Source organism: Nocardia sp. CA-084685, from assembly GCF_050955785.1.
Lineage (GTDB): Bacteria > Actinomycetota > Actinomycetes > Mycobacteriales > Mycobacteriaceae > Nocardia.
On the sequence record NZ_CP192094.1, the window covers coordinates 8,623,258 to 8,647,524 of the forward strand.

General features: G+C 64.9%; 24 protein-coding genes and 4 tRNA genes. 10 read left to right on the forward strand and 18 right to left on the reverse strand.

What is annotated here, in order from left to right; genetic code table 11:
- Nucleotides 1–111: 111 nt before the first annotated feature.
- Both rplL and rplJ read right to left on the reverse strand, forming a co-directional pair.
- Entirely contained in the window at nt 112–492 is a 381-nt protein-coding gene (gene rplL, locus ACQP2U_RS37720; protein WP_397040412.1) for a 50S ribosomal protein L7/L12, read from the reverse strand.
- Nucleotides 493–559: 67 nt separating this feature from the next.
- The gene (gene rplJ / locus ACQP2U_RS37725; RefSeq protein ID WP_433711928.1) at nt 560–1,099 is read right to left on the reverse strand and encodes a 50S ribosomal protein L10; all 540 of its coding nucleotides are present in this window, start codon (nt 1,097–1,099) and stop codon (nt 560–562) included.
- 548 nt (nt 1,100–1,647) lie between these two features.
- Here rplJ and ACQP2U_RS37730 point away from each other — a divergent pair.
- Nucleotides 1,648–3,261, forward strand: a complete 1,614-nt coding sequence (locus tag ACQP2U_RS37730) for an MFS transporter (RefSeq protein WP_433711929.1) — start codon at nt 1,648–1,650, stop codon at nt 3,259–3,261.
- Between the two features lie 71 nt (nt 3,262–3,332).
- Here ACQP2U_RS37730 and ACQP2U_RS37735 read toward each other — a convergent pair whose 3' ends face one another.
- The 11 genes from ACQP2U_RS37735 to ACQP2U_RS37785 all read right to left on the reverse strand — a co-directional run bounded on the left by ACQP2U_RS37735 (nt 3,333) and on the right by ACQP2U_RS37785 (nt 9,343).
- Complete coding sequence (locus ACQP2U_RS37735; RefSeq protein ID WP_433711930.1) at nt 3,333–3,866, reverse strand: NADPH-dependent FMN reductase; 534 nt, start codon at nt 3,864–3,866, stop codon at nt 3,333–3,335.
- A 214-nt stretch (nt 3,867–4,080) separates the two neighbouring features.
- The gene (rplA, locus tag ACQP2U_RS37740; protein WP_354960268.1) at nt 4,081–4,794 is read right to left on the reverse strand and encodes a 50S ribosomal protein L1; all 714 of its coding nucleotides are present in this window, start codon (nt 4,792–4,794) and stop codon (nt 4,081–4,083) included.
- A gap of 78 nt (nt 4,795–4,872) precedes the next feature.
- Entirely contained in the window at nt 4,873–5,307 is a 435-nt protein-coding gene (rplK, locus tag ACQP2U_RS37745) for a 50S ribosomal protein L11 (RefSeq protein ID WP_062983809.1), read from the reverse strand.
- A gap of 108 nt (nt 5,308–5,415) precedes the next feature.
- The gene (nusG, locus tag ACQP2U_RS37750; protein ID WP_433685531.1) at nt 5,416–6,195 is read right to left on the reverse strand and encodes a transcription termination/antitermination protein NusG; all 780 of its coding nucleotides are present in this window, start codon (nt 6,193–6,195) and stop codon (nt 5,416–5,418) included.
- A 103-nt stretch (nt 6,196–6,298) separates the two neighbouring features.
- Nucleotides 6,299–6,682 (reverse strand): preprotein translocase subunit SecE, encoded by a 384-nt coding sequence (secE, locus tag ACQP2U_RS37755; protein ID WP_433711931.1) that lies wholly within the window; start codon nt 6,680–6,682, stop codon nt 6,299–6,301.
- A gap of 29 nt (nt 6,683–6,711) precedes the next feature.
- Nucleotides 6,712–6,784: transfer RNA gene (locus ACQP2U_RS37760), tRNA-Trp, on the reverse strand.
- Between the two features lie 231 nt (nt 6,785–7,015).
- Complete coding sequence (locus ACQP2U_RS37765; RefSeq protein WP_433716717.1) at nt 7,016–8,074, reverse strand: fused (3R)-hydroxyacyl-ACP dehydratase subunits HadA/HadB; 1,059 nt, start codon at nt 8,072–8,074, stop codon at nt 7,016–7,018.
- Between the two features lie 183 nt (nt 8,075–8,257).
- Nucleotides 8,258–8,428, reverse strand: coding sequence for a 50S ribosomal protein L33 (rpmG, locus tag ACQP2U_RS37770; RefSeq protein WP_011211653.1), 171 nt, complete (start codon nt 8,426–8,428; stop codon nt 8,258–8,260).
- A gap of 43 nt (nt 8,429–8,471) precedes the next feature.
- A tRNA-Met gene (locus ACQP2U_RS37775) sits at nt 8,472–8,547 on the reverse strand.
- A gap of 89 nt (nt 8,548–8,636) precedes the next feature.
- Nucleotides 8,637–8,709, reverse strand: a tRNA-Thr gene (locus ACQP2U_RS37780).
- Between the two features lie 142 nt (nt 8,710–8,851).
- Nucleotides 8,852–9,343, reverse strand: coding sequence for a YajQ family cyclic di-GMP-binding protein (locus ACQP2U_RS37785; RefSeq protein ID WP_433711932.1), 492 nt, complete (start codon nt 9,341–9,343; stop codon nt 8,852–8,854).
- Between the two features lie 202 nt (nt 9,344–9,545).
- Between ACQP2U_RS37785 and ACQP2U_RS37790 the strand changes: the two genes are divergently transcribed.
- Nucleotides 9,546–9,628: transfer RNA gene (locus ACQP2U_RS37790), tRNA-Tyr, on the forward strand.
- 55 nt (nt 9,629–9,683) lie between these two features.
- On the opposite strand, the gene ACQP2U_RS37795 is transcribed toward ACQP2U_RS37790, so the two are convergent.
- Nucleotides 9,684–10,682, reverse strand: a complete 999-nt coding sequence (locus ACQP2U_RS37795; RefSeq protein ID WP_433711933.1) for a nitroreductase/quinone reductase family protein — start codon at nt 10,680–10,682, stop codon at nt 9,684–9,686.
- Nucleotides 10,683–10,807: 125 nt separating this feature from the next.
- Between ACQP2U_RS37795 and ACQP2U_RS37800 the strand changes: the two genes are divergently transcribed.
- Nucleotides 10,808–11,272 carry a MarR family transcriptional regulator gene (locus ACQP2U_RS37800; RefSeq protein WP_433711934.1) on the forward strand — a complete coding sequence of 155 codons (465 nt, stop codon included), beginning with the start codon at nt 10,808–10,810 and terminating at the stop codon, nt 11,270–11,272.
- Between the two features lie 24 nt (nt 11,273–11,296).
- Here ACQP2U_RS37800 and htpX read toward each other — a convergent pair whose 3' ends face one another.
- Together htpX and ACQP2U_RS37810 are read right to left on the reverse strand one after the other, a co-directional pair.
- A complete protein-coding gene (gene htpX, locus ACQP2U_RS37805) occupies nt 11,297–12,172 on the reverse strand; it encodes a zinc metalloprotease HtpX (RefSeq protein ID WP_397040424.1) in 876 nt (291 codons plus the stop codon).
- A 99-nt stretch (nt 12,173–12,271) separates the two neighbouring features.
- Complete coding sequence (locus ACQP2U_RS37810) at nt 12,272–13,294, reverse strand: polyprenyl synthetase family protein (RefSeq protein WP_397040426.1); 1,023 nt, start codon at nt 13,292–13,294, stop codon at nt 12,272–12,274.
- A gap of 195 nt (nt 13,295–13,489) precedes the next feature.
- On the opposite strand from ACQP2U_RS37810, the gene ACQP2U_RS37815 reads away from it, so the two are divergent.
- From ACQP2U_RS37815 to ACQP2U_RS37825, 3 genes are all read left to right on the forward strand, one after another.
- Nucleotides 13,490–14,770 carry a geranylgeranyl reductase family protein gene (locus tag ACQP2U_RS37815; protein ID WP_433711935.1) on the forward strand — a complete coding sequence of 427 codons (1,281 nt, stop codon included), beginning with the start codon at nt 13,490–13,492 and terminating at the stop codon, nt 14,768–14,770.
- Nucleotides 14,770–15,183, forward strand: coding sequence for a helix-turn-helix transcriptional regulator (locus tag ACQP2U_RS37820; RefSeq protein WP_397040430.1), 414 nt, complete (start codon nt 14,770–14,772; stop codon nt 15,181–15,183). The genes ACQP2U_RS37815 and ACQP2U_RS37820 overlap by 1 nt, the downstream gene beginning before the upstream one ends.
- A 65-nt stretch (nt 15,184–15,248) precedes the next feature.
- On the forward strand, nt 15,249–15,686 hold the full coding sequence (locus ACQP2U_RS37825; RefSeq protein ID WP_433711936.1) for a VOC family protein: 438 nt from the start codon (nt 15,249–15,251) through the stop codon (nt 15,684–15,686).
- 48 nt (nt 15,687–15,734) lie between these two features.
- On the opposite strand, the gene ACQP2U_RS37830 is transcribed toward ACQP2U_RS37825, so the two are convergent.
- Nucleotides 15,735–16,241: a DUF2505 domain-containing protein gene (locus ACQP2U_RS37830; RefSeq protein WP_433711937.1), complete on the reverse strand. Its 507-nt coding sequence runs from the start codon at nt 16,239–16,241 to the stop codon at nt 15,735–15,737.
- Nucleotides 16,242–16,281: 40 nt separating this feature from the next.
- Here ACQP2U_RS37830 and ACQP2U_RS37835 point away from each other — a divergent pair, with 40 nt between their 5' ends.
- The 4 genes from ACQP2U_RS37835 to ACQP2U_RS37850 all read left to right on the forward strand — a co-directional run bounded on the left by ACQP2U_RS37835 (nt 16,282) and on the right by ACQP2U_RS37850 (nt 23,183).
- Nucleotides 16,282–16,764, forward strand: a complete 483-nt coding sequence (locus ACQP2U_RS37835) for a DUF3592 domain-containing protein (protein ID WP_433711938.1) — start codon at nt 16,282–16,284, stop codon at nt 16,762–16,764.
- A gap of 89 nt (nt 16,765–16,853) precedes the next feature.
- A complete protein-coding gene (locus ACQP2U_RS37840; RefSeq protein WP_433716718.1) occupies nt 16,854–17,996 on the forward strand; it encodes a glycosyltransferase family 4 protein in 1,143 nt (380 codons plus the stop codon).
- Between the two features lie 144 nt (nt 17,997–18,140).
- On the forward strand, nt 18,141–18,854 hold the full coding sequence (locus ACQP2U_RS37845) for a demethylmenaquinone methyltransferase (protein ID WP_433711939.1): 714 nt from the start codon (nt 18,141–18,143) through the stop codon (nt 18,852–18,854).
- A 138-nt stretch (nt 18,855–18,992) separates the two neighbouring features.
- Entirely contained in the window at nt 18,993–23,183 is a 4,191-nt protein-coding gene (locus tag ACQP2U_RS37850) for a molybdopterin-dependent oxidoreductase (protein ID WP_433711940.1), read from the forward strand.
- Between the two features lie 49 nt (nt 23,184–23,232).
- Here the strand turns inward: ACQP2U_RS37850 and ACQP2U_RS37855 are convergent, their stop codons facing one another.
- Nucleotides 23,233–24,267, reverse strand: coding sequence for an aldo/keto reductase (locus ACQP2U_RS37855; RefSeq protein ID WP_433711941.1), 1,035 nt, complete (start codon nt 24,265–24,267; stop codon nt 23,233–23,235).

Below are 24,267 nucleotides of genomic sequence, written 5' to 3' on the forward strand. Positions count from 1 at the left end.
GAAGAGTAACCCCGGATCACTCGCAATATTCGCATTACCGTCGCACGCGTCGCGATAATGCAAACGGGCGGCCCCCAATGGGGACCGCCCGTTCAGCGAGTAACTCGCGAATTACTTGACCGAGACCTTGGCGCCGGCCTCTTCCAGCTTCGCCTTGGCAGCCTCGGCGGCCTCCTTGGCGACCTTCTCCAGGATCGGCTTCGGGGCGCTCTCGACGAGGTCCTTGGCTTCCTTCAGGCCCAGGCCCGAGACGATCTCGCGGACCACCTTGATGACCTGGATCTTCTTGTCGCCGGCACCCTCGAGGATGACGTCGAACTCGTCCTGCTCCTCGACGGCCTCGGCCGGAGCGGCAGCGCCACCGACGGCGGCGACGGCGACCGGAGCAGCCGCGGTGACCTCGAACTTCTCCTCGAACTTCTTGACGAAGTCCGACAGCTCGAGCAGGGTCATGTTGCCGAAGGTCTCGAGCAGTTCGTCAACGTTGGCCATTGTTGTTTCCTTTCGGTAGTTGGTTGTCTATGTGGGCGAGCCGCACGCGATCCACCCGCACGGGGTGTTACTCGGCGGCAGCTCCGCCTTCTTCGGCCTGCTTCTTCTCCTGCAGCGCGGCAGCCAGGCGGGCCACCTGCGAAGCGGGAGCGTTGAACAGACCGGCGGCCTTCGCCAGGTTGCCCTTCATCGCGCCGGCCAGCTTGGCCAGCAGCACCTCGCGGGACTCCAGGTCGGCGATCTTCTCGACCTCGGCAACGGACAGCGTAGCGCCGTCCATGTACCCGCCCTTGATGATGAGCGCCTTGTTCTCCTTGGCGAAGGTCTTGATGGCCTTCGCCGCGTCGACCGGCTCGCCCTTGATGAAGGCGATGGCGGTCGGTCCGACGAACAAGTCGTCCAGGCCAACGACGCCCGCTTCCGCGGCCGCCCGCTTGACCAGGGTGTTCTTGGCGACGGAGTAGGTAGCGCCTTCGCCGAGCGCGCGACGCAGATCGGTGAGCTTACCGACCGACAGACCACGGTATTCCGTGATGACGGTGGCCGACGAGCTCTTGAACTGCTCCGTGATCTCCTCGACCGCGGTGACCTTCTCGGGTTTTGCCATACTTCGCCTCCTCTCTGGATGTCGGTTCGTATTCGAACTGCCGAGTACCAGGGGCCGGCGATAAAGCAAACGCCCCGAACGCAGAGCGTTCCGGGGCGCGATAGGCGATCGACCCAGGCTTGACCCAGGTCAATTCCCAGCCTCGGTCCTCCCTGCGTGGGCCGCCGGCTCGATGCCGGACCTTCGACCACACCCGAATGGGCGCAGCGACCAACGGTCTTCGGTAGAACGGATTGGGTAGTCATCGAACTCGTCGATTACTTCGGTCCAGCGTAGCCGAACCCACCCTCATCTGCCAAAACGGCGCTTTCCAGGCTCCCCGGAGCTTTCGCCGGTCGCGCGTGCCGGCCGGGAGAACATCGCGGACCTGCGGCTATGCGGGCGTCGGGTTTTGGTGCGGCCGACGAGATACCCATGCACTCGCGGAATCCGCCAGTGCCTCCATAACTTCGGCGACGTGTCGCCAATCACAATCGACGACAGTTGTGGCGGATATCGCCACAATAAGGTGTTACCAATAGTGACAGTTACTGTTTGACTACTGAACTATGGCAACCTCCATAGTCGATCCACCGGTGCTGTTGGAACGACGCACCAGGCGCTTTCTCGCTCTCGCCGTCATTTGTCTGGCGGAGCTGCTGGTCGTCCTCGACAACACCATCGTGAATGTGGCCCTACCCTCCATCGGAGTGGAGTTGGCCACTAGTGTCAGTGGCCTGCAATGGGTCGTCGATGCGTACACTCTGACATTCGCCGGATTGTTGCTGTCCTTCGGCAATCTCGGCGACCGCTACGGACGCCGCCGCGTCATGATGATCGGCCTGGTCGGTGTGGCCCTCATGTCGATCGGCGGGGCGCTATCGGAATCCATGAGCAGTGTCATCCTCGCCCGCGCTGCCATGGGTGTCTTCGCCGCGGCCGTCTTCCCGGCGACCCTGGCGCTGATCATCAATATCTTCACCGATAAACGCGAGCGCGCACTGGCTATCGCCGCCTGGACTGCCATGGCCGGCTTCGCCATTGCGATCGGCCCGATTTCGGGCGGCTGGCTGCTGGAACATTTTTCCTGGCATTCGGTCTTCTGGATCAATGTGCCAGTGGCGCTGCTCGCCATGGCCGCCACCCTGATCTGGGTGCCCGAATCGCGATCCGCCCAGGTGGGGCGGCTCGATCCGGCTGGCATCGGATTGTCGGTCATCGGCATCACGGCGCTGGTGTGGGCCATTATCGAAGCGCCGCGCTACGGCTGGCTTTCCACCACCACGCTCGGTGTCGGCGCACTCGGGATCGCACTGCTCGCGGTCTTCATTGCGTGGGAATTGCGTACCAGCGCACCGATTCTCGATATGTGGCTGTTCCGCAATCGCCGATTCTCCATGCCAGCCTTGGCGATTGCGGTCGGCTACTTCTCGATGTTCGGATTCCTGTTCCTCATTACTCAGTACTTCCAAGGGGTGCGGGAGTACACGCCGCTCGAATTCGGCATCGCCTCACTGCCGTTCGCGTTCTCGGTGGCGATCGGTGCACCGATCGCGACACTCATGGCGACCCGCGTCGGCACCACGCCGGTGATCGTATTCGGGCTGTTGCTCACCGGGGTCGGCCTGTATCTCGGTGGGCAGGTGACGGTGGACAGCAGTTATGTCATCGGTGTGCTGCCGTCCATGGTTTCGATGGCGTTGGGCCTGGCCATCGTGCAGGGCCCGGCGACCGAATCGATCATGGGTTCGCTACCGCTGAACGAAGCTGGCGCGGGATCCGCGGTCAACGACACCACCCGCGAGATCGGCGGCACCCTCGGCGTCGCGGTCCTCGGCTCGATCGTGGCCTCCTACTACACAACTCGCGTCTCGCCGCTGATCGACCGGGTGCCCGCCGGGATGATGAACTCCGACCAGCGCAGTCTGGTGAAGGCCAGTCCGCTCAGCGTGCTGGAGGTTCGCAAACGAGAACTCGCACCATTCTTCGAGGTCCAGCGCGAAAACCTGATCACCGCAATGAAGACGGCAGCACTGCAGGGTTCCCACGCCGCATCGCTGGTCGCCGCGGGCGCGGTCGTGGTGTGCGCGCTGATCGTCGCCATCTTCCTACCGTGGGATGTGCGGGACGGCGAATCGGTGCTACTCGGTTGGCGCAAATCCGCAGAGCCCAAGGAAAACTGACCATCGAGGCGAGTCGAATGGTGGCTCGGTCCCGGACCGAAAGCCACCATTCGACTCCCTTGGACGGGTGGTCAGGCGAGGGTGGTCTGGTGGACCAGGCGGGTGAGGGCTTTCAGTGCCCCGGTGCGGAATTCGGGGGTGGTGACCAGGCCGTTGGTGTCGACGGCATCGCGGGCTACCGGGAGTCGGGCACAAGTGCCCGGATCGACGATGGCACCGACGTAGCCCAGCACCGTGGTCAAGGTGGTGGCCGCGCCTTCGCCGCGGCCTTGGGCGGCGACATTGAGGAAGGCAGTCGGCTTTTCGTAGAGATCGGCGGTGCCGACGGTCCAGTCGAGCAGGTTCTTGAAGCTGCCGGGGAGGGTGCCCGCGTATTCGGGAGTGCAGAGCAGGACCGCATCGGCGCGCGAAATATGTTCGTGCAGTGCGACAACCGACGGGTGACCGGTACCGTCGTCATCCGGACTGAAGGCAGGCAGTTCGGCGAGACCTTCGTACCAGAAGGTCTCGACACCCTCCGGCGCGATCGCCGCGACTGTGCGCAGTGCGGCGGTATTGGTGGAAGCACTACGTGTGCTTCCGGAGATGAGCAGTACGGCGGTCACCTCATGGCCAACCGTCGCCGCGCGGGAATTAGTCCGGTGCGCGATATGTCCGCAGCACCGCACCGCGAGCGCCCATATGCCGCCCCAGGAAACCTGCCGAAATGCGCAAAGGGCGGGAACGCGATTCGCGTTCCCGCCCTTGCGGTAAAACTCAGCTTCCTGCGATAACGCTCAGCTTCCGAAGAGCTGGGCTACCGAAGAGCCGGGGTGCTACTTACGCATCCTCGTCGAGGAGGTTGCGGGTGCGGTTCGGGTCCACCGGGATGCCCGGTCCGGTGTTCGTCGAGACCGTCACCTTCTTGACGTAGCGGCCCTTGGCGGTCGACGGCTTGGCACGCAGGATCTCGTCCAGCGCGGCGCCGTAGTTCTCCACCAGCTTGGCATCGTCGAAGGACGCCTTGCCGATGACGAAGTGCAGGTTGGCCTGCTTGTCGACGCGGAAGTTGATCTTGCCGCCCTTGATGTCGTTGACGGCCTTGGTCACATCGTTGGTGACCGTGCCCGTCTTCGGGTTCGGCATCAGGCCGCGCGGGCCGAGGACGCGCGCGATCCGACCAACCTTGGCCATCTGGTCCGGGGTGGCGATCGCGGCGTCGAAGTCCAGCCAGCCGCCCTGGATCCGCTCGATCAGGTCCTCGGCGCCGACGGCGTCCGCACCGGCGGCCTCGGCCTCGGCGGCCTTCTCACCGGCCGCGAACACGATGACGCGGGCGGTCTTACCGGTGCCGTGCGGCAGGTTGACCGTGCCACGGACCATCTGGTCGGCCTTACGGGGATCCACACCGAGACGAACGGCGACCTCGACGGTCGCGTCGGTCTTGGTGGTAGCGGTCTCCTTCGCCAGACGCGCGGCGGCCAGCGGGGAGTAGAGCTGAGTGCGATCGACCTTCTCGGCCGCGGCGAGATACGCCTTGCTTCGTTTTGCCATGATTGTCTGTCCTTAATGTGGTTCAGAAGTGGTTATCGGGTCTGGCCGACCCTCCCACCGGGATTGCGAGTGCGAAACTCACGCCTCGACGGTGATGCCCATCGAACGCGCGGTACCCGCGATGATCTTGGCCGCCTGGTCGATGTCCTTGGCGTTCAGATCTTCCTGCTTGGTCTTGGCGATCTCCCGGACCTGGTCCATGGTGACCTTCGCGACCTTGGTCTTGTGCGGCTCGGCCGAGCCCTTCTGCACACCGGCGGCCTTGAGCAGCAGCTTGGCGGCGGGCGGGGTCTTCAGCTTGAAGTCGAAGGACCGGTCCTCGTACACCGAGATCTCGACCGGAATGACGTTGCCACGCTGCGACTCGGTCGCGGCGTTGTACGCCTTGCAGAACTCCATGATGTTGACGCCGTGCTGACCGAGCGCGGGGCCGACCGGAGGGGCCGGGTTCGCCTGGCCGGCCTGGATCTGAAGCTTGATGATCCCGGCGAGCTTCTTCTTCTTGGGGGGCATCTTTCTTTCCTAGGGTTTTGGTGTCCTTGCTCTTTGCAAGCCTGGTGAATCAACCCGTGCACCGGGCCGATTCATCCCGCGATCCCAGCCGGAGCCGAAACCGCGGAACTAGATCTTCGCGACCTGGGTGAACGCCAGCTCGACCGGAGTCTCGCGACCGAAGATCGACACGAGCACCTTGAGCTTCTGCTGCTCGGCATTGACCTCGGAAATGCTGGCGGGCAACGTCGCGAACGGGCCGTCCATCACGGTCACCGACTCGCCGACCTCGAAGTCGACCTCGATGACCGGCTTTGGCGCGATATCGGTGGCGGCGGCAGTCGCGGCGGCGGCCTCGGCAGCGGGCTTCTTCTGCTGCTGCGCGGCGGGGACCAGGAACTTCACCACATCGTCGATGGAAAGCGGCGACGGCCGCGAGGTGGCACCGACGAAACCGGTGACACCGGGGGTATTGCGCACCGCGCCCCACGACTCGTCGTTGAGCTCCATCCGGACCAGGATGTAACCGGGCAGCACCTTGCGGTTGACGTGCTTGCGCTGGCCGTTCTTGATCTCGGTGACCTCTTCGGTCGGCACCTCGACCTGGAAGATGTAATCCTCGAGGTCCAGGTTCTGCACGCGGGTTTCGAGGTTGGCCTTCACCTTGTTCTCGTAACCGGCGTACGAGTGAATCACGTACCAATCGCCGGGGGCGCGTCGCAGCGCGGCCTTCATTTCGGCGACCGGATCGGCGGGTTCGGCATCGACAGGAGCGGCCTCGACAACTTCGGCGTCAGCGGCGTCGGATTCGTCGACAACAGCTTCCTCGACGGCAGCGGACTCCTCGACGGTCTGCACCGCGTCGTCGACCGGGAACTCGTCGGTTGTGTCGTTCTCCGGGGTGCTCACTGGGGCACTCGCTTCCTGTGTCGTCACGTACATCCTTTGCGTACCGGGCCTGGCGCGCTGTAACGCGCCGCCCGGGATGGCTACCGGCGTCGGCGGCGATCAGCTAGCCGAACAGCCAGTTGACACCCTTGATGAACGCCAGATCCAACCCGCTGATGAACGCGACCATGAAGATCACGAACACCAGAACAACGCTCGTATAGGTGACCATCTGCTTCCGGTTGGGCCAGATCACCTTGCGCAGTTCCGCGACTACTTCGCGCAGGAACTTGATCAAACGCTTGAACGGGTTACCCGTCTTCTTGCGTTCGGCCCGATCGGTCTTCTTGGCTGCCTTGGCCGATGTGGGCCGATCGATCGTGGCGACCGAGCCCGAATCGGCATTGCGACTGCGCCGCGCGGACCGCTTACCGCTCGGCCGAGCCACGGCGGCGGTGTCGTCGTCCTCGGCATGCGCGCCGCGGCGAGTATCCCGCTCGTCGACCACGTCGATCCTTTCGTCGCTGGCATCCAGGGCAGGGGCGACAGGACTTGAACCTGCAACCTGCGGTTTTGGAGACCGCTGCTCTGCCAATTGAGCTACGCCCCTTCGGTTGAACGATCCAGCTGTCCAACCACTGTTCGGTATTCAGTTGTCGTTCTTCTATCCGGTGTCACACAACACGCGCGCCACTCCGGCAGTTGCCGGCCCCGTCGGCGAATCCTCGCGGACTCACCTGGAACCAGCCCTTGCAGAGCAGCGCGCAGCGGCTGGTGACCCCAGAAATCTGAGTGTACGTTACCGCCTGCGGCATATGCCAATCAGGGTCGCTCGACCAGGTCAGGCCAGTTGGACCGTCGCGGTGGCGCGTCCGAAGATCTTCTTGCCCGCCGACTTCGCCACGATGGCGACGACCGCGGCCCGGGTCTCCGGATCCACCGACTTCACCTTACCCGTGAACTCGACCTCCGCGGGCTCCTCGGAGCCGACGTAAACCGGACTGGTGAAGCGGACGTTGTACTCCTTGACCGCACCGGGATCGCCGAGCCAGGAAGTGACGAATCCCCCGCCGAGGCCCATGGTGAGCATGCCGTGCGCGACCACATTGTCCAGCCCGACCAGTTTGACGACCTCGTCACTCCAGTGGATCGGATTCGCATCGCCGGAGACACCGGCGTAGTTCACCAGATCACCGCGGGTGAGTTGGACGATGCGCGGGGGCAGCTCGTCGCCGACGGCGACGTCCTCGAACTTGATCGCATGCTTGCTCGGCGCGATCGCGGGCACCGTGGGCACGGTTGCCACGGGCGCGGCCGGGGTGCGCGGAGGGTAACTGGGGGCCTCATCGCCGATGCCGTGCATGAGCACGTTGCGGACCGCGCCCTGCAGGTTCGGATCGATATCGCCGCCGCTGCGCCCGATCAGCGTGGTGTAGGTGGTGAGTACCACCTCGCCGTTCTGCGCGGTGACGATGTTCTTGGTGACGATGATGTCGCCGCCGAAGGCCTGCCGGAACGAGTGCAGGTAGACATCGCAGACCAGCTGGTCGCCGACCTTGATGGGCCGGTGGAATTCCAGGATCTGATCGGTCTGCATGATCTGGCTCAGGTCGTAGCCCGTGACGATCTGCTCGAAGAGTTTGCTCTGAGCCAGAATTCCGACCAGGGAGATGAAGGTGGGCGGGGCGAGCAGGTCGTCGTAGCCGTACTCCTGCGCCGCATCCTTGTCCCAGTGCACGGGGTGATAATCCTGCACGGCGCGGGCATATTCACGCACCTTCTCACGGCCGACCTCGTAGTAGTCGTCGACGCGGTAGTGATGACCGACCATCGCCGCGGCATGCGCCGCGGGATCGAGTGCTTCGTCCATTGCGACCGCTTCGTCTGTACCGGTGTTGATTGTCACGGGAGGACTGTACCTATCTGACCCCGAGGCCCCGGAGTCGACGGAGCGTTCAACCACCGCACTCGAGTCGTGAAACACGTCAGGGCCGGACATATGTCCGGCCCTCGCAAGTGTCACGACCCGATAATCCGGGAAGAACCCGGAAGCCAATCAACGCGGCAGCGGCACGCGTGTGGACTAGCGGGATTCGCGGTGCGCCCGGTGGGTACCGCAGTTCGGGCAGAACTTCTTCAGCTCCAGCCGGTCCGGGTCGTTGCGCCGGTTTTTCTTGGTGATGTAGTTGCGGTGCTTGCACTGCTCGCAGGCCAAGGTGATCTTTGGCCGGACATCGGTGGACTTCGCGGCCACGATATTCCTTCTTTCGGGTCAACCAGATGGTCTGATCGGTCTTTGGTAGCGATGGCCGGACTTGAACCGGCGACACAACGATTATGAGTCGTTTGCTCTACCGACTGAGCTACACCGCCACGGGGTCGCATTGCTGGTGATGCCGCGCCCGGCCCCACAGAGTGGGGGTTGTAGCGATGCCGAGTCGGTCACCACCGGCAATCCGGCGAGCCCCCTAACGGAATCGAACCGTTGACCTTTTCCTTACCATGGAAACGCTCTGCCGACTGAGCTAAGGGGGCATGACTAGCTCCGCACCGTGACCTACGCTCAGGACTCCGGCGCGGCGAAGTCTTGAACGAGGTTACACACTTATCGGTCGCACCTCCAAACCGGGTGGTCAGAGCGGTTTTTGCGGCCACACGCGGCGGGCCGCCACAACGACTACCGGTAATTGACGAACTGCAGCGCGATACCGAAGTCCTGACCTTTGAGCAGTGCGATCACCGCCTGCAGATCGTCGCGCTTCTTACTGGAAACGCGCAGTTCATCGCCCTGGATCTGCGCCTTTATCCCCTTGGGGCCCTCGTCGCGGATCTTCTTGGAAATTTTCTTCGCGTGCTCGGTGTCGATGCCCTGCACCAGCGTGCCGGTGATTTTGTAGGTCTTGCCGGAGGCCGCGGGTTCACCGGCATCGAAGGCCTTGAGCGAGATATCGCGGCGGATCAGCTTTTCTTTGAATACCTCGAGCGCCGCCTTGACCCGCTCCTCCGCCTCGGCGCTGAGCACGATCTTGTCCTCACCGGACCATTCGATACTCGCGCCCGTGCCACGGAAGTCGTAGCGGGTGTTCAGCTCCTTCTCCGCCTGATGCAGCGCGTTGTCGACCTCCTGACGGTCGACCTTGCTGACAACATCGAAAGACGAATCGGCCACACTTCGCTCCTGTCCTGACGGTCCAACGGGGTCTGCTGACCCTTTCGAGCGACCTGCAATCAGTCGCTAGCGACCGGTTTCCGGTCACCGTCAGTTCTACCCCGGAGCCTGACCGTAGTCCCGTCGCAGGGCCGATGGCCAGCCGGTTTGCATTCTGGGTGCGGGTTCGTTGTAAGCTGCACTGCGCGCCGAGAAGCGCGACGGCAGGTTGCCCGAGCGGCCAATGGGAGCAGACTGTAAATCTGTCGGTGAAAGCCTACGTAGGTTCGAATCCTACACCTGCCACCGAAAACCCCCGCCGATCATCACGATCGGCGGGGGTTTCTCTTTGTGCGCGCATTTACCGCTGCCGAAGTGTCGCCGGGTCGGTCGCATTCAGGGTCGCGACGAGTTCGTCCTCTTCGTAGCTGAAATGGGTTTCCAATTCGTTCGCGAGACGGTCGAATTCGGTACGCAAACGAACTCGGTCGGCACTGTTCAGCAACAGTTGAAGTTCGGTGAGTGCCGTCGCGACCACACCATGCTCACGCTGCAGGCGCTCGATCACCGGAGCCAATTCGGGATGCTGGCGAGCCAGCGCCGGAAAGACACCGTCCTCATTGGTGTGATGCTCATGCAGCGCACCACAGAATGCGACACAGTGGCTGCGCAGATCCGTAGGCAGGCTCAGCGTTTCACTCGAGTCATCCAGCCGTTCGAATTGCGTGCGAACCGTCACGAGATCGCGCCGCAATTGCTCGTGCACGGTCCGCAGATGGTCACCGATGGCGGCTGCGCGTGGAACGGCCTGCTGCGGGGCCACATCCCCTGAGCCGACGATCGCGGCGGAAACGCCCGCCACAGCGGCCGCGGCGACCGCCGCACCGGCGATCACGCCGCGGCGGCCGATCGCGGACCGCTGTTCCCGGGACAGCGCGATCACCGGTATGACTCTCGAGGTTCCCGCTTGATATGCGGCAAACGCCGGATCGCGCTCGGCCCGCTCGGCGTAGCGCTGATCGCGCTCGGCACCCGCCAGCACGGTTGCGGTCGCCCGAAAAGTCTCGACGCCGGCCGCTTCGCCGATTTCCACAGTGACGGCCGGATTCCGCTGCACGTTGTAGAACCACGCCGGATCGGTGTCGGCGCCGCCGTTCGAGCCGAAGACCAGTAGACGATCGCCGTCTCGGTGATAGACGAGCGGCGTCGTGTGCTGGCGTCCGCTTTTCGCGCCGACCGTGGTCAGCAGGATGAGCGGCACACCCTCGAACATCGCGCCGACCGTCCCCGCGTTGGCGCGGAACTCCTCGATGATCGCCGCATTGAAATCCGCCGCCGAAGTCGGCTGTGCATCTGTCATGTCCTGCGCCCTTCCGGATCGCCGGGCGGACCGGCGATCGCTGGTACTAGCCTTGCGAGAGCGGTTCGATTTTGCTTTGCAAGCAAAATTATTTTGTAACCAAAGGCTATTTGGAGGTGTGCGGGATGTCAACGGGTGCGCGTGGCATCGGGGTGGACGAGGGCATTCGGAGTCTGCTGCTGCTCATGCCTCGGGTGGTGGGAAGGGCCAAGAAGATGCGCGTTCCCGAAGAGCTGCAATCGTTTTCGCTCGCGCCACGCCATCTGTCACTGCTGGCGAATCTGGTGTTCGATGGGCCGATGACGGTGAATGAGCTGGCCGCGCGACTGGAAGTCGCGCCGACGACGGTCAGCCTGATGGTTGGCGATCTGAGCCGTCAGGGAGTGCTGGAGCGGCGCTCGGATGCCGCGGATCGCCGTCGCACCATCGTCGCGATCGCGGCGGCGCACGAGAACTCGGTCAACGCGTGGCTCGGGGGCAGTGCGCGGGCGTGGCGGAAAGTGCTCGAGCCGTTGAATGCCGAGCAACGACAGATGTTCGTGGAGACGCTACGGGCCTACGAACAGCAACTCGCGGTCGAACATGATTGAGCGCGCCGGGAGTCGGGCCAGCGATCAGTAGTTGCGGGGCCCGCCCGCCATCTCTTCGAGGCGGGCGATGCGATCGGCCATCGGCGGGTGGGTGGAGAACAGCCGTGCCGCACGTTCACCGGCCCGGAACGGGTTGGCGATCATCAGATGCGACTGGGCCGTCAGCTGCGGCTCGGGGGGCAGCGGGGCAGCCTGTACCCCGCGTTCCAGCTTGCGCAGCGCCGAGGCAAGGGCGAGCGGGTCACCGGTCAGCTCGGCCCCTGATTGGTCGGCTTGATATTCGCGAGAGCGGGAGACAGCCAATTTGACCAGGGTCGCGGCGATCGGGCCGAGCAGCGTCACCAGGATCATGCCGACGATATTGGGGCCATCACCATTGCGGTTGCCACCGAACATCGAGGCGAAAAAGGCCAGGTTGGCCAGACCGGAGATGACCGCGGCCAGTGCGCCCGCGATCGAGGAGATCAGAATGTCGCGGTTGTAGACGTGCGATAGCTCGTGGCCGAGTACGGCGCGTAGTTCGCGCTCGTCGAGGATCTGCAGGATGCCGCTGGTGCAACAGACCGCGGCGTGTCGCGGATTGCGTCCGGTCGCGAAGGCGTTGGGGGCGTTGGTCGGACTGATATAGAGCTGCGGCATCGGCTGACGCGCGGTGGTCGCGAGTTCGCGCACGATGCGGTAGATGACCGGCGCCTCCAGCTCGCTGACCGGCTGCGCGTGCATGGCCTTCAGCGCGATCCTGTCGCTGTAGAAATAGGCGTAGGCATTCATGCCGACCGCGATCAGGATCGCGAAGAAGAGAATCATCGGGCTGCGGAACATCGCCCCCGCGAACACGATCAAGGCCGAGAGGCCGACCATGAGCCCGAACGTCTTCAGCCCATTCGCATACCCGTGCATGTCCGCCTCTCCGCGTATTCAGGCCATACAAGGCATTACACCAGGTCAACGCAGAGAGCCGAGCGAAGGTTCCTGATCGAAATGTGAGCTCCGTGCCAACTAGCCGACGCGTTCGATGGTGTAGCGGACCAGGCGCTCCAGCGCGTCATTGGCCGGGCCCGATGGCAACGCGGAGAGTTCGGCGTGCGCGATATCGGCGTAGCTCTGCAGCTTGTCCTTGGCCAGCACCATGCCACGGGAGTGGGCGAGCAGCGACAGCGCCTCCTCGACCTCGTCGTCGGTCTGCAGCGGATGGGCGAGCAGTTTGCGCAGGCGGTCGCCTTCGGCGCCCTCATCGCGCAGCGCGTACAGCACCGGCAGGGTGTGCACGCCCTCACGCAGGTCGGTTCCCGGCGTCTTACCGGATTGTTCGGCGGCCGAGGAAATATCGATGATGTCGTCGGAGATCTGGAAGGCGGTGCCGACCGCATCGCCGAGGCGGGCCAGCCGCTCGACGTGTTCGGCATCGGCGCCGGAGAATGTGCCGCCGAAACGCCCGGCGGCGGCGATGAGCGAACCGGTCTTCTCCCAGACCACGCGCAGGTAATGCTCGACCGGATCCTGGGATTCGCGCGCGCCCATGGTTTCCCGCATCTGACCGGTGACCAGCTCGGCGAAGGTTTCGGCGATGATCCGCACCGCATCGGGACCCAAAGTCGAGGTGAGCCGTGACGCGTGCGCGAACAGGTAGTCGCCGGCGAGGATGGCGATGCTGTTGCCCCAGCGTGAATTCACGCTCGCCGCGCCGCGACGCATGGGGGCCTCGTCCATGACGTCGTCGTGGTAGAGGGTCGCCAGGTGGACCAGCTCCACCACGGTGCCCGCCGTGATCAGCGCCGGATCGGTGGGGCGCGGACCGAGCTGGCCGGTGAGAATGGTGAACAGCGGCCGGAATCGCTTACCTCCGGCCTTGGCCAGATGCAGCGCCGCCTCCTGTAGGAACAGCTCGCCGTCGGACAGCTCGTCGATCAGGAGCTTTTCGACATCGATGAGGCCGTTGCGCACGGTCTGTGCGAGCTCGGTATCACCGAGATCGACTCCGGCCACCACCGTGCTCTCATCACTCACAGCCGATGTGCTCATCTCTTCTCCCAGCGATGCGTCCGACCCCACGGTAGAGAACCTAGCGTGTCCCCGCCGCGCGGCCCATGAACACCGTCACTATGCGGGTGTATCAGACACCTTTCCATAGTGTTTTCCGACCACATCGATCGCATCGTCTGTGCCACGGGCAGGCTCCATCGACATGAACGGAATGCTCCTGCGAGTATTGAGCGCATGGGTTCACCGGATGTCACCCCCGCGGGCGGGGACGGGGAGACGCAGAGCGCGATTCCCACACAGACCGAAGTGCTCGTGGTCGGTGCCGGACCGGCCGGATCGGCCGCCGCCGCATGGACCGCGCGGGCCGGTCGCGATGTTCTACTCACCGATTCCGCCGTTTTCCCACGTGACAAGACCTGCGGCGATGGACTCACCCCTCGTGCGACCGCCGAATTGGAGCACCTCGGGCTCGGGCCTTGGCTGCGCGCGCACACGGTGAACCACGGCCTGCGGATGACGGGTTTCGGTCGCGAGGCGCTGCTGCCGTGGCCGGGCGGTTCCTTTCCTACGTACGGAAGTGCCGTTCCCCGAACCGAACTCGACGACAAACTGCGTGAGACAGCCGTGAAGTCCGGGGCCAGGATGCTGGATGGCACGAAAGTGATCGATGTCATCCGGGAGGGTGATCGCGTCACCGGTGTGACGGTGCAGACAGCGCAGGGCTCCCATTCGATCCGCTGCAAGACGCTCGTCGTCGCCGACGGTGTCCGCTCTCCGATCGGCAAACTGCTCGGGCGCACCTGGCATCGGCGGTATGCCTATGGCACCGCGGCCCGCGCCTACATCAAATCCGCGCGCAGCGACGACCAGTGGATCACTTCGCATCTGGAGCTGCGCAATGCCGACGGTGAGTTGGTGCCGGGCTACGGCTGGGTGTTCCCGCTGGGCAATGGCGAGGTGAATATCGGCGTCGGCTCGCTGGCCACCGAGCGTCGGCCCTCGCATATCGCACTGAAACCGCTGCTGGAGCACTACACCTCGTCGCGCCGCGAGGAGTGGCAGCTCGAGGGTTCGCTGCGGGCGGTCGCCTCCGCGCTGCTGCCGATGGGCGGGGCGGTATCGAATATCGCGGGACGCAATTGGGTGCTCATCGGCGATGCGGCGGGCTGCGTGAATCCGTTGAACGGCGAGGGCATCGACTACGGACTCGAGGGCGGGCACATGCTCGCCGGACTGCTGGACGAACCGGATCTCACGACGGTGTGGCCGGAACTATTGCGTGCCCGCTACGGGCGGACGTTCTCGGTCGCGCGGCGCATCGCCGGTTTGGCGACCCACCCGCGGATGGTGCCGATGGGCGGGCCGCCGGTGATGCGGTCGAAGTATCTACAGCGCACCGCCGTTCGGGTAATGGGCAATCTGGTCACCGATGAGGATCTGGATCTGACGGCAAGGGCCTGGCGGGCCGCGGGCCGCGCGTCCTACCGGTTCGACGAACTCGCCCCCTTCACCTGATGACCGGATTACCCGCGCTCTACCTACTTCCGCATCTGCGGCGGGCGCGGGACCTTGCCGATCGCAGCTATGCCGAGCCGTTGAATCTGGACGAATTGGCCGCTGCCGCGGGGGTTTCGAAGTATCACTTCCTGCGCGCATTCGCGGCCGTGTACGGCGTGACGCCCGCGGCGTATCTGGCGGAGCGACGGATCGAGCGGGCGCAAGACTATCTGCGGGCCACCAACCTGACCGTGACCGAGGTCTGCATGCTGGTCGGCTACAGCAGTCTCGGATCGTTCAGCAGTAAGTTCCGGCAGTTGGTCGGGGTGACGCCGTCGGAGTATCAGGCAAAATTCGCGGACGGCGCGCCACGGATTCCAGGCTGTTATGTGTTCATGCATGGACTATCGGACCGCAAGCCGCGCAGTTGAGCGGTTCGCAGAGCTCAGCAATTTCGGAGAAGCGTCCGGGTCGACGCGTTTCCTAGCCTTTGGGCATGACTATTACGAATGTCTCGCTGGTCACCGTGTACGTCACCGACCAGGATGCGGCCAAGCAGTGGTACACCGAAAAGCTGGGGTTCGTCGAGTCCAGCGATGTGGCGATGGGCGACAACGGATTCCGCTGGGTCAGCGTCGCACATCCCGATCATCCGGAACTCGAGATCACCCTGATGATTCCGGGACCGCCGCTGGACGAGAATCTCGCAGAGGCCATCCGCCGTGCTCTTGCCAATGGCACCAACGGCGCGCTCGGCCTGAAGACCGACGACTGCCAGAAGACGTTCGAGGAATTGACCGCCAAGGGTGTGGAGTTCGTCCAGCCGCCCGCCGAACGCCCCTATGGGACCGAGGCGATCATCCGGGACAACTCCGGCAACTGGCTGGTGCTGGTGGAGCCCAAGGAATTCAGCCCGCAGGATTTCGCCGGATAGCCGCCGAGCCCGATACGCCCCGGCTTTCGCCGGGGCGTGCGGAACAAGTCAGGCGCTCGCCTGCGCGGCGACCCACTTCTCGATATGTTTGCGCTCGCTCTCGAGCACCCGGTGATGCAACTGCTCGGCGAGCGCTTCGATGGCACCGCCGACCAGCCGAACCTTCACCTGCACGGTGCCGACCACCTCGACCTCGGCCCCCTCGGCGGTCGGTCGCAGTTCGTAGGTGCCCGACATTTCGGAGCTGATGCCGCCGGTGGCGCCCTCGAAGGTGCCCTTGGCGATTTCGCCGTCCAATGCCTGCCAATCATCGGTGCGCGAGAGCACCAATTCGCTCTTGAGCACCTTGCTCACGATGCCGGGAACCTTGTCACCGCTTGCCTTTTCGGTCATATGAATGCGGATGGTGCCCGCCCCGTCCGGATGCGATAAGTCGAGCGTGGCGGTCTCCGCGCGGGCGAAGCGGGACTGCCAGAGGTCATCGGTGGTGAGTGCCCGGTGAAGATCTTCGACCGGGACGGCGTAGGGCACGGTGAAGCTGAATTTTCGGGACATGGCCGCCCACGGTATCGGAGGCGGCAAGTAGCCTGTTGTGGTGTCGGAAACCAGCCAGTCTGAAAGGCGTTCGAACCGCCTGCGGCGGGCCAGGATCGGGGTGCTGACGGCGGCGGTCTTCCTCAGCGCCCTCGTCGTGCTGCTGGTGCTCGCCGCCTGGCGCAACGACTATCTGATCAGCTCCGACAAGGGTGTGACCTCCGCCGAGGTGCTCTCGGCCGGGCGGCTGCGTTCGGCGGTCATCTATGTCACACCGGACGGGAAGACGCACAATCCGAAGGTCGGGGTGCTCTATCCGACCAACCTCACCGCCGGTGAGCGGATCAATGTGGAATACAGCCGCAAGGATCCGGATCTGGTCCGGGTGGCCGGGCGCGACGCGCGGGTCGCGATTCAGCCCGCGCTGTCGGTGATTCTGGTGGTGTGGGCGGTCGCGGTGCCCGCGATGTGGCTGCTGCTGCGGGCACAGCGCCGCACGCCGGGCCCGGTGAACGGACCGCGCGCGGCGGCTGGCGCCGCCTGAGGCGAGCAGCCCCGACAGTTCGCCGGATCTTTGCGTATCGGTCATGTCGACGTGACGGCGTGGCGCGTTGCGCGGGTCAACCTGGGATGGTGCGTGTAGCCATCGTTTCGGAGTCGTTCCTGCCGAATATGAACGGCGTCGTCAATTCCGTGCTCCGGGTGCTGGACCACCTGGACCAGCACGGGCACGAGGCGCTGGTGATCGCGCCGGACACCCCGCACGGGCTGCCCGCCGCTCCACGGGTCTACAAAAGGTTCCCGGTGCATCTGGTACCAGCGGTGATGGTGCCGAAAGTCAGCTCACTTCCGGTGGGCCTGCCGCAACCCGGCATCACCGCCGCGATCGACGAATTCGACGCGGATGTGGTGCATCTGGCCTCACCCTTCCTACTCGGCGCGGGTGGTCTCGGTGCGGCGATGCGGCTGGATCTGCCGACGGTCGCGATTTATCAGACCGATGTGGCCGGATTCGCGAAAAGTTACGGCCTCGGGCTGGCCAGTCGGGCGGCCTGGGCCTGGACCCGCCGGATTCATGAGGGCGCGACACGGACATTGGCACCGTCACGCGCGGCGGCCGAGGATTTGCGGCGGCACGGGATTCCGCGGGTGCACCGCTGGGGCCGCGGTGTCGATATCGGTCGGTTCACGCCGTCGGCGAAGCGGCCGGAGCTGCGGGGCTCCTGGTCGCGTGGCCAGGACACGTTGCTGGTCGGGTTTGTCGGGCGACTGGCCCCGGAGAAGCATGTGGAGCGGCTCGCGGTGCTGGGAAGTGATCCGGCGATCCAGCTGGTGATCGTCGGGGACGGGCCCGAGCGGACCCGGTTGGCACGGATGCTGCCTACCGCCATCTTCACCGGTGAGCTCGGCGGTGACGACCTCGCACAGGCGTACGCGAGCCTGGATGTGATGGTGCACGCGGGTGAGCACGAGACGTTCTGTCAGGGCGTGCAGGAGGCACTCGCCGCCGGGGTACCGGTGATCGGGCCGGATGCGGGCGGACCGCGCGATCTGATCGCGCACTGCCGCAACGGCTACCTGCTGCCGGTGGATCGCTTCGCCGAGCTGCTGCCCAGCGCGGTTGCGGCGCTACGTGATCCGGTCTCGCGCGCGCGATTCGCCGCGGCCGCCCGCAAGTCCGTGCTGCACCGGACCTGGCCCGCCATCTGCACCGAGTTGATGGGCCACTACGCCGACGTCACGGGGATTCGGACCCGGTTGCCGCACAGCGCGTGAGGCGTTCACATGTGAGTTTCGCGACCTCGGAAAGGGTGTGACCACGAAAAAGGCAGGCGGGTCCGACGGATAGGACAGATTGTCTGGGCCAGCTCGGCGCGGGAGTCTCGCCCCTCATGTGTTACGCGCGGTAGGTTCGGGGGTGTGGCGAAAACAGAGCAGCGGGAACCGGTTCGGGCTTCGCTGGACAAGCAGCCGCACGAGGTCGCGTCGATGTTCGACGGGGTCGCGAAGCGGTACGACCTGACCAACACCGTCATCTCCTTGGGGCAGGACCGATATTGGCGCTGGGCGGTGCGCAAGGCCGTCGCGCCGCGGCCGGGTGAGCGGGTGCTCGACCTCGCCGCGGGCACCGGCATTTCCACGCTGGACCTGGCGAAATCCGGTGCCTGGTGCCTGGCGGCCGACTTCTCCCAGGGCATGCTCGCCGCGGGTAAATCCCGCGATGTGCCGAAGGTGGCCGCTGATGCGACCGCGCTGCCCTTCGCCGACGATTCGTTCGACGCGGTGACCATCTCCTACGGTCTGCGCAATATCTCCGAAACCGATACCGCGCTGCGCGAAATGCTGCGGGTCACCAAGCCGGGCGGGCGGATGGTGATCTGCGAATTCTCCACGCCGATCGTGCCGGTGTTCAGCACCATTTATCTGGAGTACCTGATGAAGGCGCTGCCGAAGGTCGCGGTGGCGGTGAGCAGTAATCCGGATGCCTACGTCTACCTCGCCGAATCCATCCGGGCCTGGCCGAATCAGCGGCAGTTGGCGCTGCGGCTCGCCGATGCGGGCTGGTCGTCGGTGAAATGGCGCAATCTGACCGGCGGCATCGTCGCACTGCACCGCGCTTACAAATTGGGCTGACCGCCGAACCGGACCGCGCACCTGGCCGCGGCATATTTTCGTGGCGCACGCCACACCTCACGAGGGAAATCTGGTGCGGTGAGGTTAATTGTCACCTGCCGATAACGTTGGGTAAATCGGCCGCAACCGGCGGTGCGCATGATCGGTGGCATGACCGATGCAGGCATCGACCGCGCGAGCACCGCCACCACGGCGTGTTCGTACTGCGGCGTCGGCTGCGGCATCGTGGTCGAGACCCGCGCGGGTGCCGACGGCGCGCCGGTCATCGCCAAGGTGCGCGGTGACAAACTGCATCCGACGAATGCTGGCCGGCTGTGCACCAAGGGTGCTACCCACCAGGAGTTGATGGCGGCGCCGGGGCGGATGGAGACCGCATACCGACGGCCCGAGCGCGGTCAGGTGCCGGTCCCCGTGCCTGTCGACGAGGCGGTGCACGAGGTCGCCACCCGGCTGCGGACGATTCTGGACGAACATGGACCGGACGCCATTGCGCTGTATGTCTCCGGGCAGATGTCCCTGGAGGCGCAGTACCTCGCGACCAAGTTGGCCAAGGGATATCTGCGGACCAAGCACATCGAGGCCAATTCCCGGCTGTGCATGGCCAGTGCCGGGACCGGCTACAAGCAGTCACTCGGCGCGGACGGGCCGCCCGGCTCCTATGACGACTTCGAACACGCCGATCTGTTCTTCGTGATCGGCGCGAATATGGCCGACTGCCATCCGATCCTGTATCTGCGCATGATCGACCGGGTCAAGGCCGGGGCGAAGCTGATCGTGGTTGATCCGCGGCGCACCGATACCGCGGCGCGAGCTGATCTGTTCCTGCAGATCGCACCGGGTACCGACCTAGCGCTGCTGAACGGGCTGCTGCACCTGCTCGTCGACAACGGTGATATCGATGCGGACTTCATCGCCGAGCACACCGAGGGATGGGCCGCGATGCCGGACTTCCTCGCCGATTACCCACCGGACAAGGTCGCCGCGATCACCGGGCTCGCCGAGGCCGATATCCGCAGGGCCGCGCGCTGGATCGGCGAATCCGGTGCATGGATGTCGCTGTGGACCATGGGACTCAACCAGTCCACCCACGGCACCTGGAACACCAACGCACTCTGCAACCTGCACCTCGCTACCGGGGCCATTTGTCGTCCCGGCAGCGGGCCGTTCTCGCTGACCGGCCAGCCGAATGCCATGGGCGGGCGCGAAATGGGTTATATGGGACCGGGTTTGCCCGGCCAGCGCAGCCTGCTCTCCCCCGCCGACCGCAGCTTCGTGGAGACGGCGTGGGGTGTCGAACCCGGCACGCTGCGCACCGAGGCCGGACCGGGCACGATCGAGATGTTCCGCGAGCTGTCCGAGGGGCAGATCAAGGCGGCCTGGATCATCTGCACCAATCCCGTTGCCACCGTCGCCAACCGCAAGACGGTCATCGGTGGGCTGGAGGCGGCCGAGCTGGTCATTGTGCAGGATGCCTACACCGATACCGCCACCAATTCCTACGCCGACATACTGCTGCCCGCCACGCTGTGGGCCGAAGCCGATGCGGTGATGGTGAATTCGGAGCGCAATGTCACGCTGCTGCAGCGCTCGATGGATCCGATCGGCGATGCCCGGCCGGACTGGCTGTTGATCGCGCAGGTCGCCACCGCGATGGGTTTCGAAGGTTTCGAATACCGCTCCAGTGCCGAGGTTTTCGACGAGATCAAGCAGTTCGCCAATCCGAGCACCGGATACGACCTGCGGGGAATGAGCTACGAGCGGTTGCGCGAGGGGCCGATGCAGTGGCCGTGCGCCGAGCCCGACCGCACGCGCAACCCGATCCGCTACCTCAATGACGGTGTCAGCCAGGCGCTTTTCGTCGACGACACCGGGCGCCAGCCCCGGTTGGTGTTCGCGACACCGAGCCGTCGCGCGGTGTTCTGGCCGCGCCCGCACATGTCGCCGGCGGAAATGCCCGACGACGACTACCCGTTCATGCTGAATACCGGCCGCTTGCAGCATCAGTGGCACACCATGACCAAGACCGGCAAGATCGACAAGCTGACCAAGTTGACCGGGCAGCCGTTCGTCGAGGTGCATCCCGATGATGCCGAGCGGCTCGGGGTCGAACCGGGTGACCAGCTCGAAATAGCTTCCCGGCGTGGGCGAGCGGTGCTGCCGGTGCAGATCAGCGAGCGGGTGCGGCCCGGCGATTGCTTCGCGCCGTTTCATTGGAATGACGAGCAGGGCGAATATCTGACGATCAATGCCGTGACCAACGATGCGGTCGATCCGGACTCGTTGCAGCCCGAATTCAAGGCGTGCGCGGTTTCGTTGCGGCGGGTCGCGGTGATGCCGAAAGCGACCGAAACTCCTTCGGTACCGGAAACCGTCACAAATCACGGCTCGCACCCGTTGGCGGTCATGCTGGGGCTCGACGTGGGCACTGCCCCTACGCTCAGTGAGACCGAGCGGATCTATCTCGCCGGATATCTTTCAGCGCTGCAATCCATTCCGGTAACCGGTCAGCCGGTGCTGCCCGAATCCGCACCGCTGGCCAAGAACAGTCGGCTGTGGATCGATGGGCTTTTGGCCGGTATGTATTCGCGAAGTGCGGCAATAGAATCCGCGCCCGCCGATATGGCCCCCAGCCAACCCGCCCGTCCGATCACCGTGTTGTGGGCCTCACAGACCGGCACGGCCGAAGAGTTCGCGGCGACGACGGCCGCGCGCCTGACCGAATCCGGTTTCGCGCCGCGGCTGCTCGATATGGACTCGTGCGAACTCCACGAACTCACCGGTGATGTGCTAGTGATCAGCAGTACCTTCGGCGACGGTGGTCCGCCGGATAACGGCACCGACTTCTGGGAACGCCTGGACGATAGCGTGATCCGATTGACCGGCATGCGGTACGCGGTATTCGCACTCGGCGATTCCTCCTATGACGACTTCTGCGGTCACGGACGCAAACTGGACGCGAAACTGACCGAGCGCGGGGCCACCCGTCTCCTCCCGCGCGTCGACAGCGAACCCGATTACGAGGAGGCGGCGGCGCGCTGGCTCGACGAGGTGCTCACCGTACTCGACGGCGGTGCAGCCGAACCGAATTCATCCGGTCACGGCGGACCTCGGCCGCCCGAACGGTCCACCGGCGCCACGATGGTGCTGACCCGTACGGCACCGTCCGTCGGAACCCAGACCGCCGGACCAGCGCCGTTCACCCGCAACGCCCCGGTGACCGCACCGTTGGTGCGCAATGAGCCGTTGTCGAACGTCGGATCGCAGAAGGAAGTGCGTCAGTTCGGCTTCGACCTGCGTGGACTGAAAGCGGGCTACGAGGTCGGCGATTCACTCGGGGTCTGGCCGACGAATGCCGATTCGATGGTCGCCGAATGGCTCGGCGCGACCAGGTTGGACGGTCGCCGGATGGTCGAAGTCGACAACCAGGAATTGCCGCTGGCGCAGGCGCTGCGGACCCGCTACGACATTACGAAGGTCAGCCACGATCTGCTCACCTTCATCGCCGAACGCAATCCCAATAATCGGCTGGCGAAACTACTGCGCCGCGATAATCGCAATGAGCTCGACAACTACCTGTGGGACCGGCAGGCCGTGGATGTGCTGCGCGATTTTCCAGTGCGCGCCGATCTGGTCGAATGGCTCGGCACGCTGAAAAAGCTACAGCCGCGCCAGTATTCGATTTCGTCGAGTCCGCTGGTCAGTCCCGACGAGGTGCAGCTCACCGTGGGTGTCGTCCGATACGGCGATCCGGCCGCGACCGGATCGGCCGTGCGCCGCGGTGGGGTGTGCTCGACCTTCCTCGCCGACCGTGCCGACACCACCGAATCCGCGGTGCCGATCTTCCTGCAGCGTGCACCGCATTTCCGGCCGCCGCTGGATCCGACGACCCCGATGATCATGGTCGGCCCTGGCACCGGCATCGCGCCGTTCCGCGGCTTCCTGCAGGAACGCCGTGCCCTCGGCTGCAGCGGCCGCAACTGGCTGTTTTTCGGCGATCAGCATGCCGCCCAGAATTTCTACTACCGAGCGGAATTGGAGGATATGTTCCGCTCGGGCTTCCTCACCCGCCTCGATCTGGCCTTCTCCCGCGACCAGCGCGAGCGGATCTACGTGCAGCACCGGATGATCGAGCACGGGGCCAAGCTGTGGTCCTGGCTGCGCGACGGCGCGCACTTCTATGTGTGCGGTGATGCCGCGCGCATGGCCAAGGATGTCGACGACACCCTTCTAGCCATTGCCAGGATCCACGGCAAGCTCGACGAGGACGGGGCGCTGGCATTCCGGAAGCAGTTGGTCGCCGAGAAGCGGTACGTTCGCGACGTGTACTGAGGGGTTGGCCTGAATTCCCGTTTCGATCCTGCACTAGCGGCCGATCACATCACACCGCGGGAGCACTCAACCGAGCGAAATCCGGCAGCCGGTAATACGGATAGTAGGGATAGGCCGGGGTAGTCGCGCTGGCCTTGTCGAGGCGCGCGATCTGCTCGGCATCGAGTTCCCAGCCGATCGCGCCGAGGTTCTGGCGCAGCTGGTCCGCATTGCGTGCGCCGACGATGACAGTCGATACCGTTGGACGCCGCAGCAGCCAGTTGAGCGCGATCTGCGGAACGGTTCTGCCGGTCTCGGCGGCGAGTTCGTCGAGGGTGTCGACCACGTCATAGAGCTTTTCGTCATCGACCGGCGGACCCGCCTCGGCGGTCTGATGCAAGCGGCTGCCCTCCGGAAGCGGTTGGCCGCGACGGATTTTCCCGGTCAGCCTGCCCCAACCGAGCGGACTCCAGACCACCGCACCGACGCCCTGATCCTGGCCGAGCGGCATGAGCTCCCATTCGTAGTCGCGGCCTACGAGTGAGTAGTAGACCTGGTGCGCGACGTAGCGAGTCAGGCCGTGCCGGTCCGCCGCGGCAAGGGATTTCATCAGCTGCCAGCCCGCGAAGTTGGAGGCGCCGAGATAGCGGATCTTGCCCGCGTGCACCAGATCGTCCAGTGCCGCGAGGACTTCCTCGACCGGGGTGTGCGCGTCGAAGGCGTGCAGTTGGAACAGGTCGATGTAGTCGGTGCCGAGCCTGCGCAGTGAACCCTCGACCGCGTTGATCAAGCGCGAACGGCCGGAACCGGCGTCGAGCGGACCTGGACCGGTCGGCAGACTCGCCTTGGTGGACAGCAGCAGTTGGTCGCGCCGGCCCTTGATGGCCGCACCGAGCACCTCTTCGGAGGCGCCGTCGGAATAGACATCGGCCGTATCGAACATCGTGACGCCCGCATCCAGACTGATATCGACCAGTCGACGCGCCTGCTCGGCATCGGTATCACCCCATGCGCTGAACAGTTCGCCACGCCCACCGAAGGTGCCCGCGCCGAAGCTCAGCGCCGGGACGGTCAGACCTGATGCACCGAGCCGACGGTACTCCAT

What these genes read in the sequence shown, in the direction of transcription:
- rplL (WP_397040412.1), bottom strand. Translation starts at nt 492, where the DNA reads ATGGCCAACGTTGACGAACTGCTCGAGACCTTCGGCAACATGACCCTG.
- rplJ (WP_433711928.1), bottom strand. Translation starts at nt 1,099, where the DNA reads ATGGCAAAACCCGAGAAGGTCACCGCGGTCGAGGAGATCACGGAGCAG.
- ACQP2U_RS37730 (WP_433711929.1), top strand. Translation starts at nt 1,648, where the DNA reads ATGGCAACCTCCATAGTCGATCCACCGGTGCTGTTGGAACGACGCACC.
- rplA (WP_354960268.1), bottom strand. Translation starts at nt 4,794, where the DNA reads ATGGCAAAACGAAGCAAGGCGTATCTCGCCGCGGCCGAGAAGGTCGAT.
- rplK (WP_062983809.1), bottom strand. Translation starts at nt 5,307, where the DNA reads ATGCCCCCCAAGAAGAAGAAGCTCGCCGGGATCATCAAGCTTCAGATC.
- ACQP2U_RS37795 (WP_433711933.1), bottom strand. Translation starts at nt 10,682, where the DNA reads ATGACAGATGCACAGCCGACTTCGGCGGCGGATTTCAATGCGGCGATC.
- ACQP2U_RS37800 (WP_433711934.1), top strand. Translation starts at nt 10,808, where the DNA reads ATGTCAACGGGTGCGCGTGGCATCGGGGTGGACGAGGGCATTCGGAGT.
- htpX (WP_397040424.1), bottom strand. Translation starts at nt 12,172, where the DNA reads ATGCACGGGTATGCGAATGGGCTGAAGACGTTCGGGCTCATGGTCGGC.
- ACQP2U_RS37810 (WP_397040426.1), bottom strand. Translation starts at nt 13,294, where the DNA reads ATGAGCACATCGGCTGTGAGTGATGAGAGCACGGTGGTGGCCGGAGTC.
- ACQP2U_RS37815 (WP_433711935.1), top strand. Translation starts at nt 13,490, where the DNA reads ATGGGTTCACCGGATGTCACCCCCGCGGGCGGGGACGGGGAGACGCAG.
- ACQP2U_RS37820 (WP_397040430.1), top strand. Translation starts at nt 14,770, where the DNA reads ATGACCGGATTACCCGCGCTCTACCTACTTCCGCATCTGCGGCGGGCG.
- ACQP2U_RS37825 (WP_433711936.1), top strand. Translation starts at nt 15,249, where the DNA reads ATGACTATTACGAATGTCTCGCTGGTCACCGTGTACGTCACCGACCAG.
- ACQP2U_RS37830 (WP_433711937.1), bottom strand. Translation starts at nt 16,241, where the DNA reads ATGTCCCGAAAATTCAGCTTCACCGTGCCCTACGCCGTCCCGGTCGAA.
- ACQP2U_RS37850 (WP_433711940.1), top strand. Translation starts at nt 18,993, where the DNA reads ATGATCGGTGGCATGACCGATGCAGGCATCGACCGCGCGAGCACCGCC.
- ACQP2U_RS37855 (WP_433711941.1), bottom strand. Translation starts at nt 24,267, where the DNA reads ATGGAGTACCGTCGGCTCGGTGCATCAGGTCTGACCGTCCCGGCGCTG.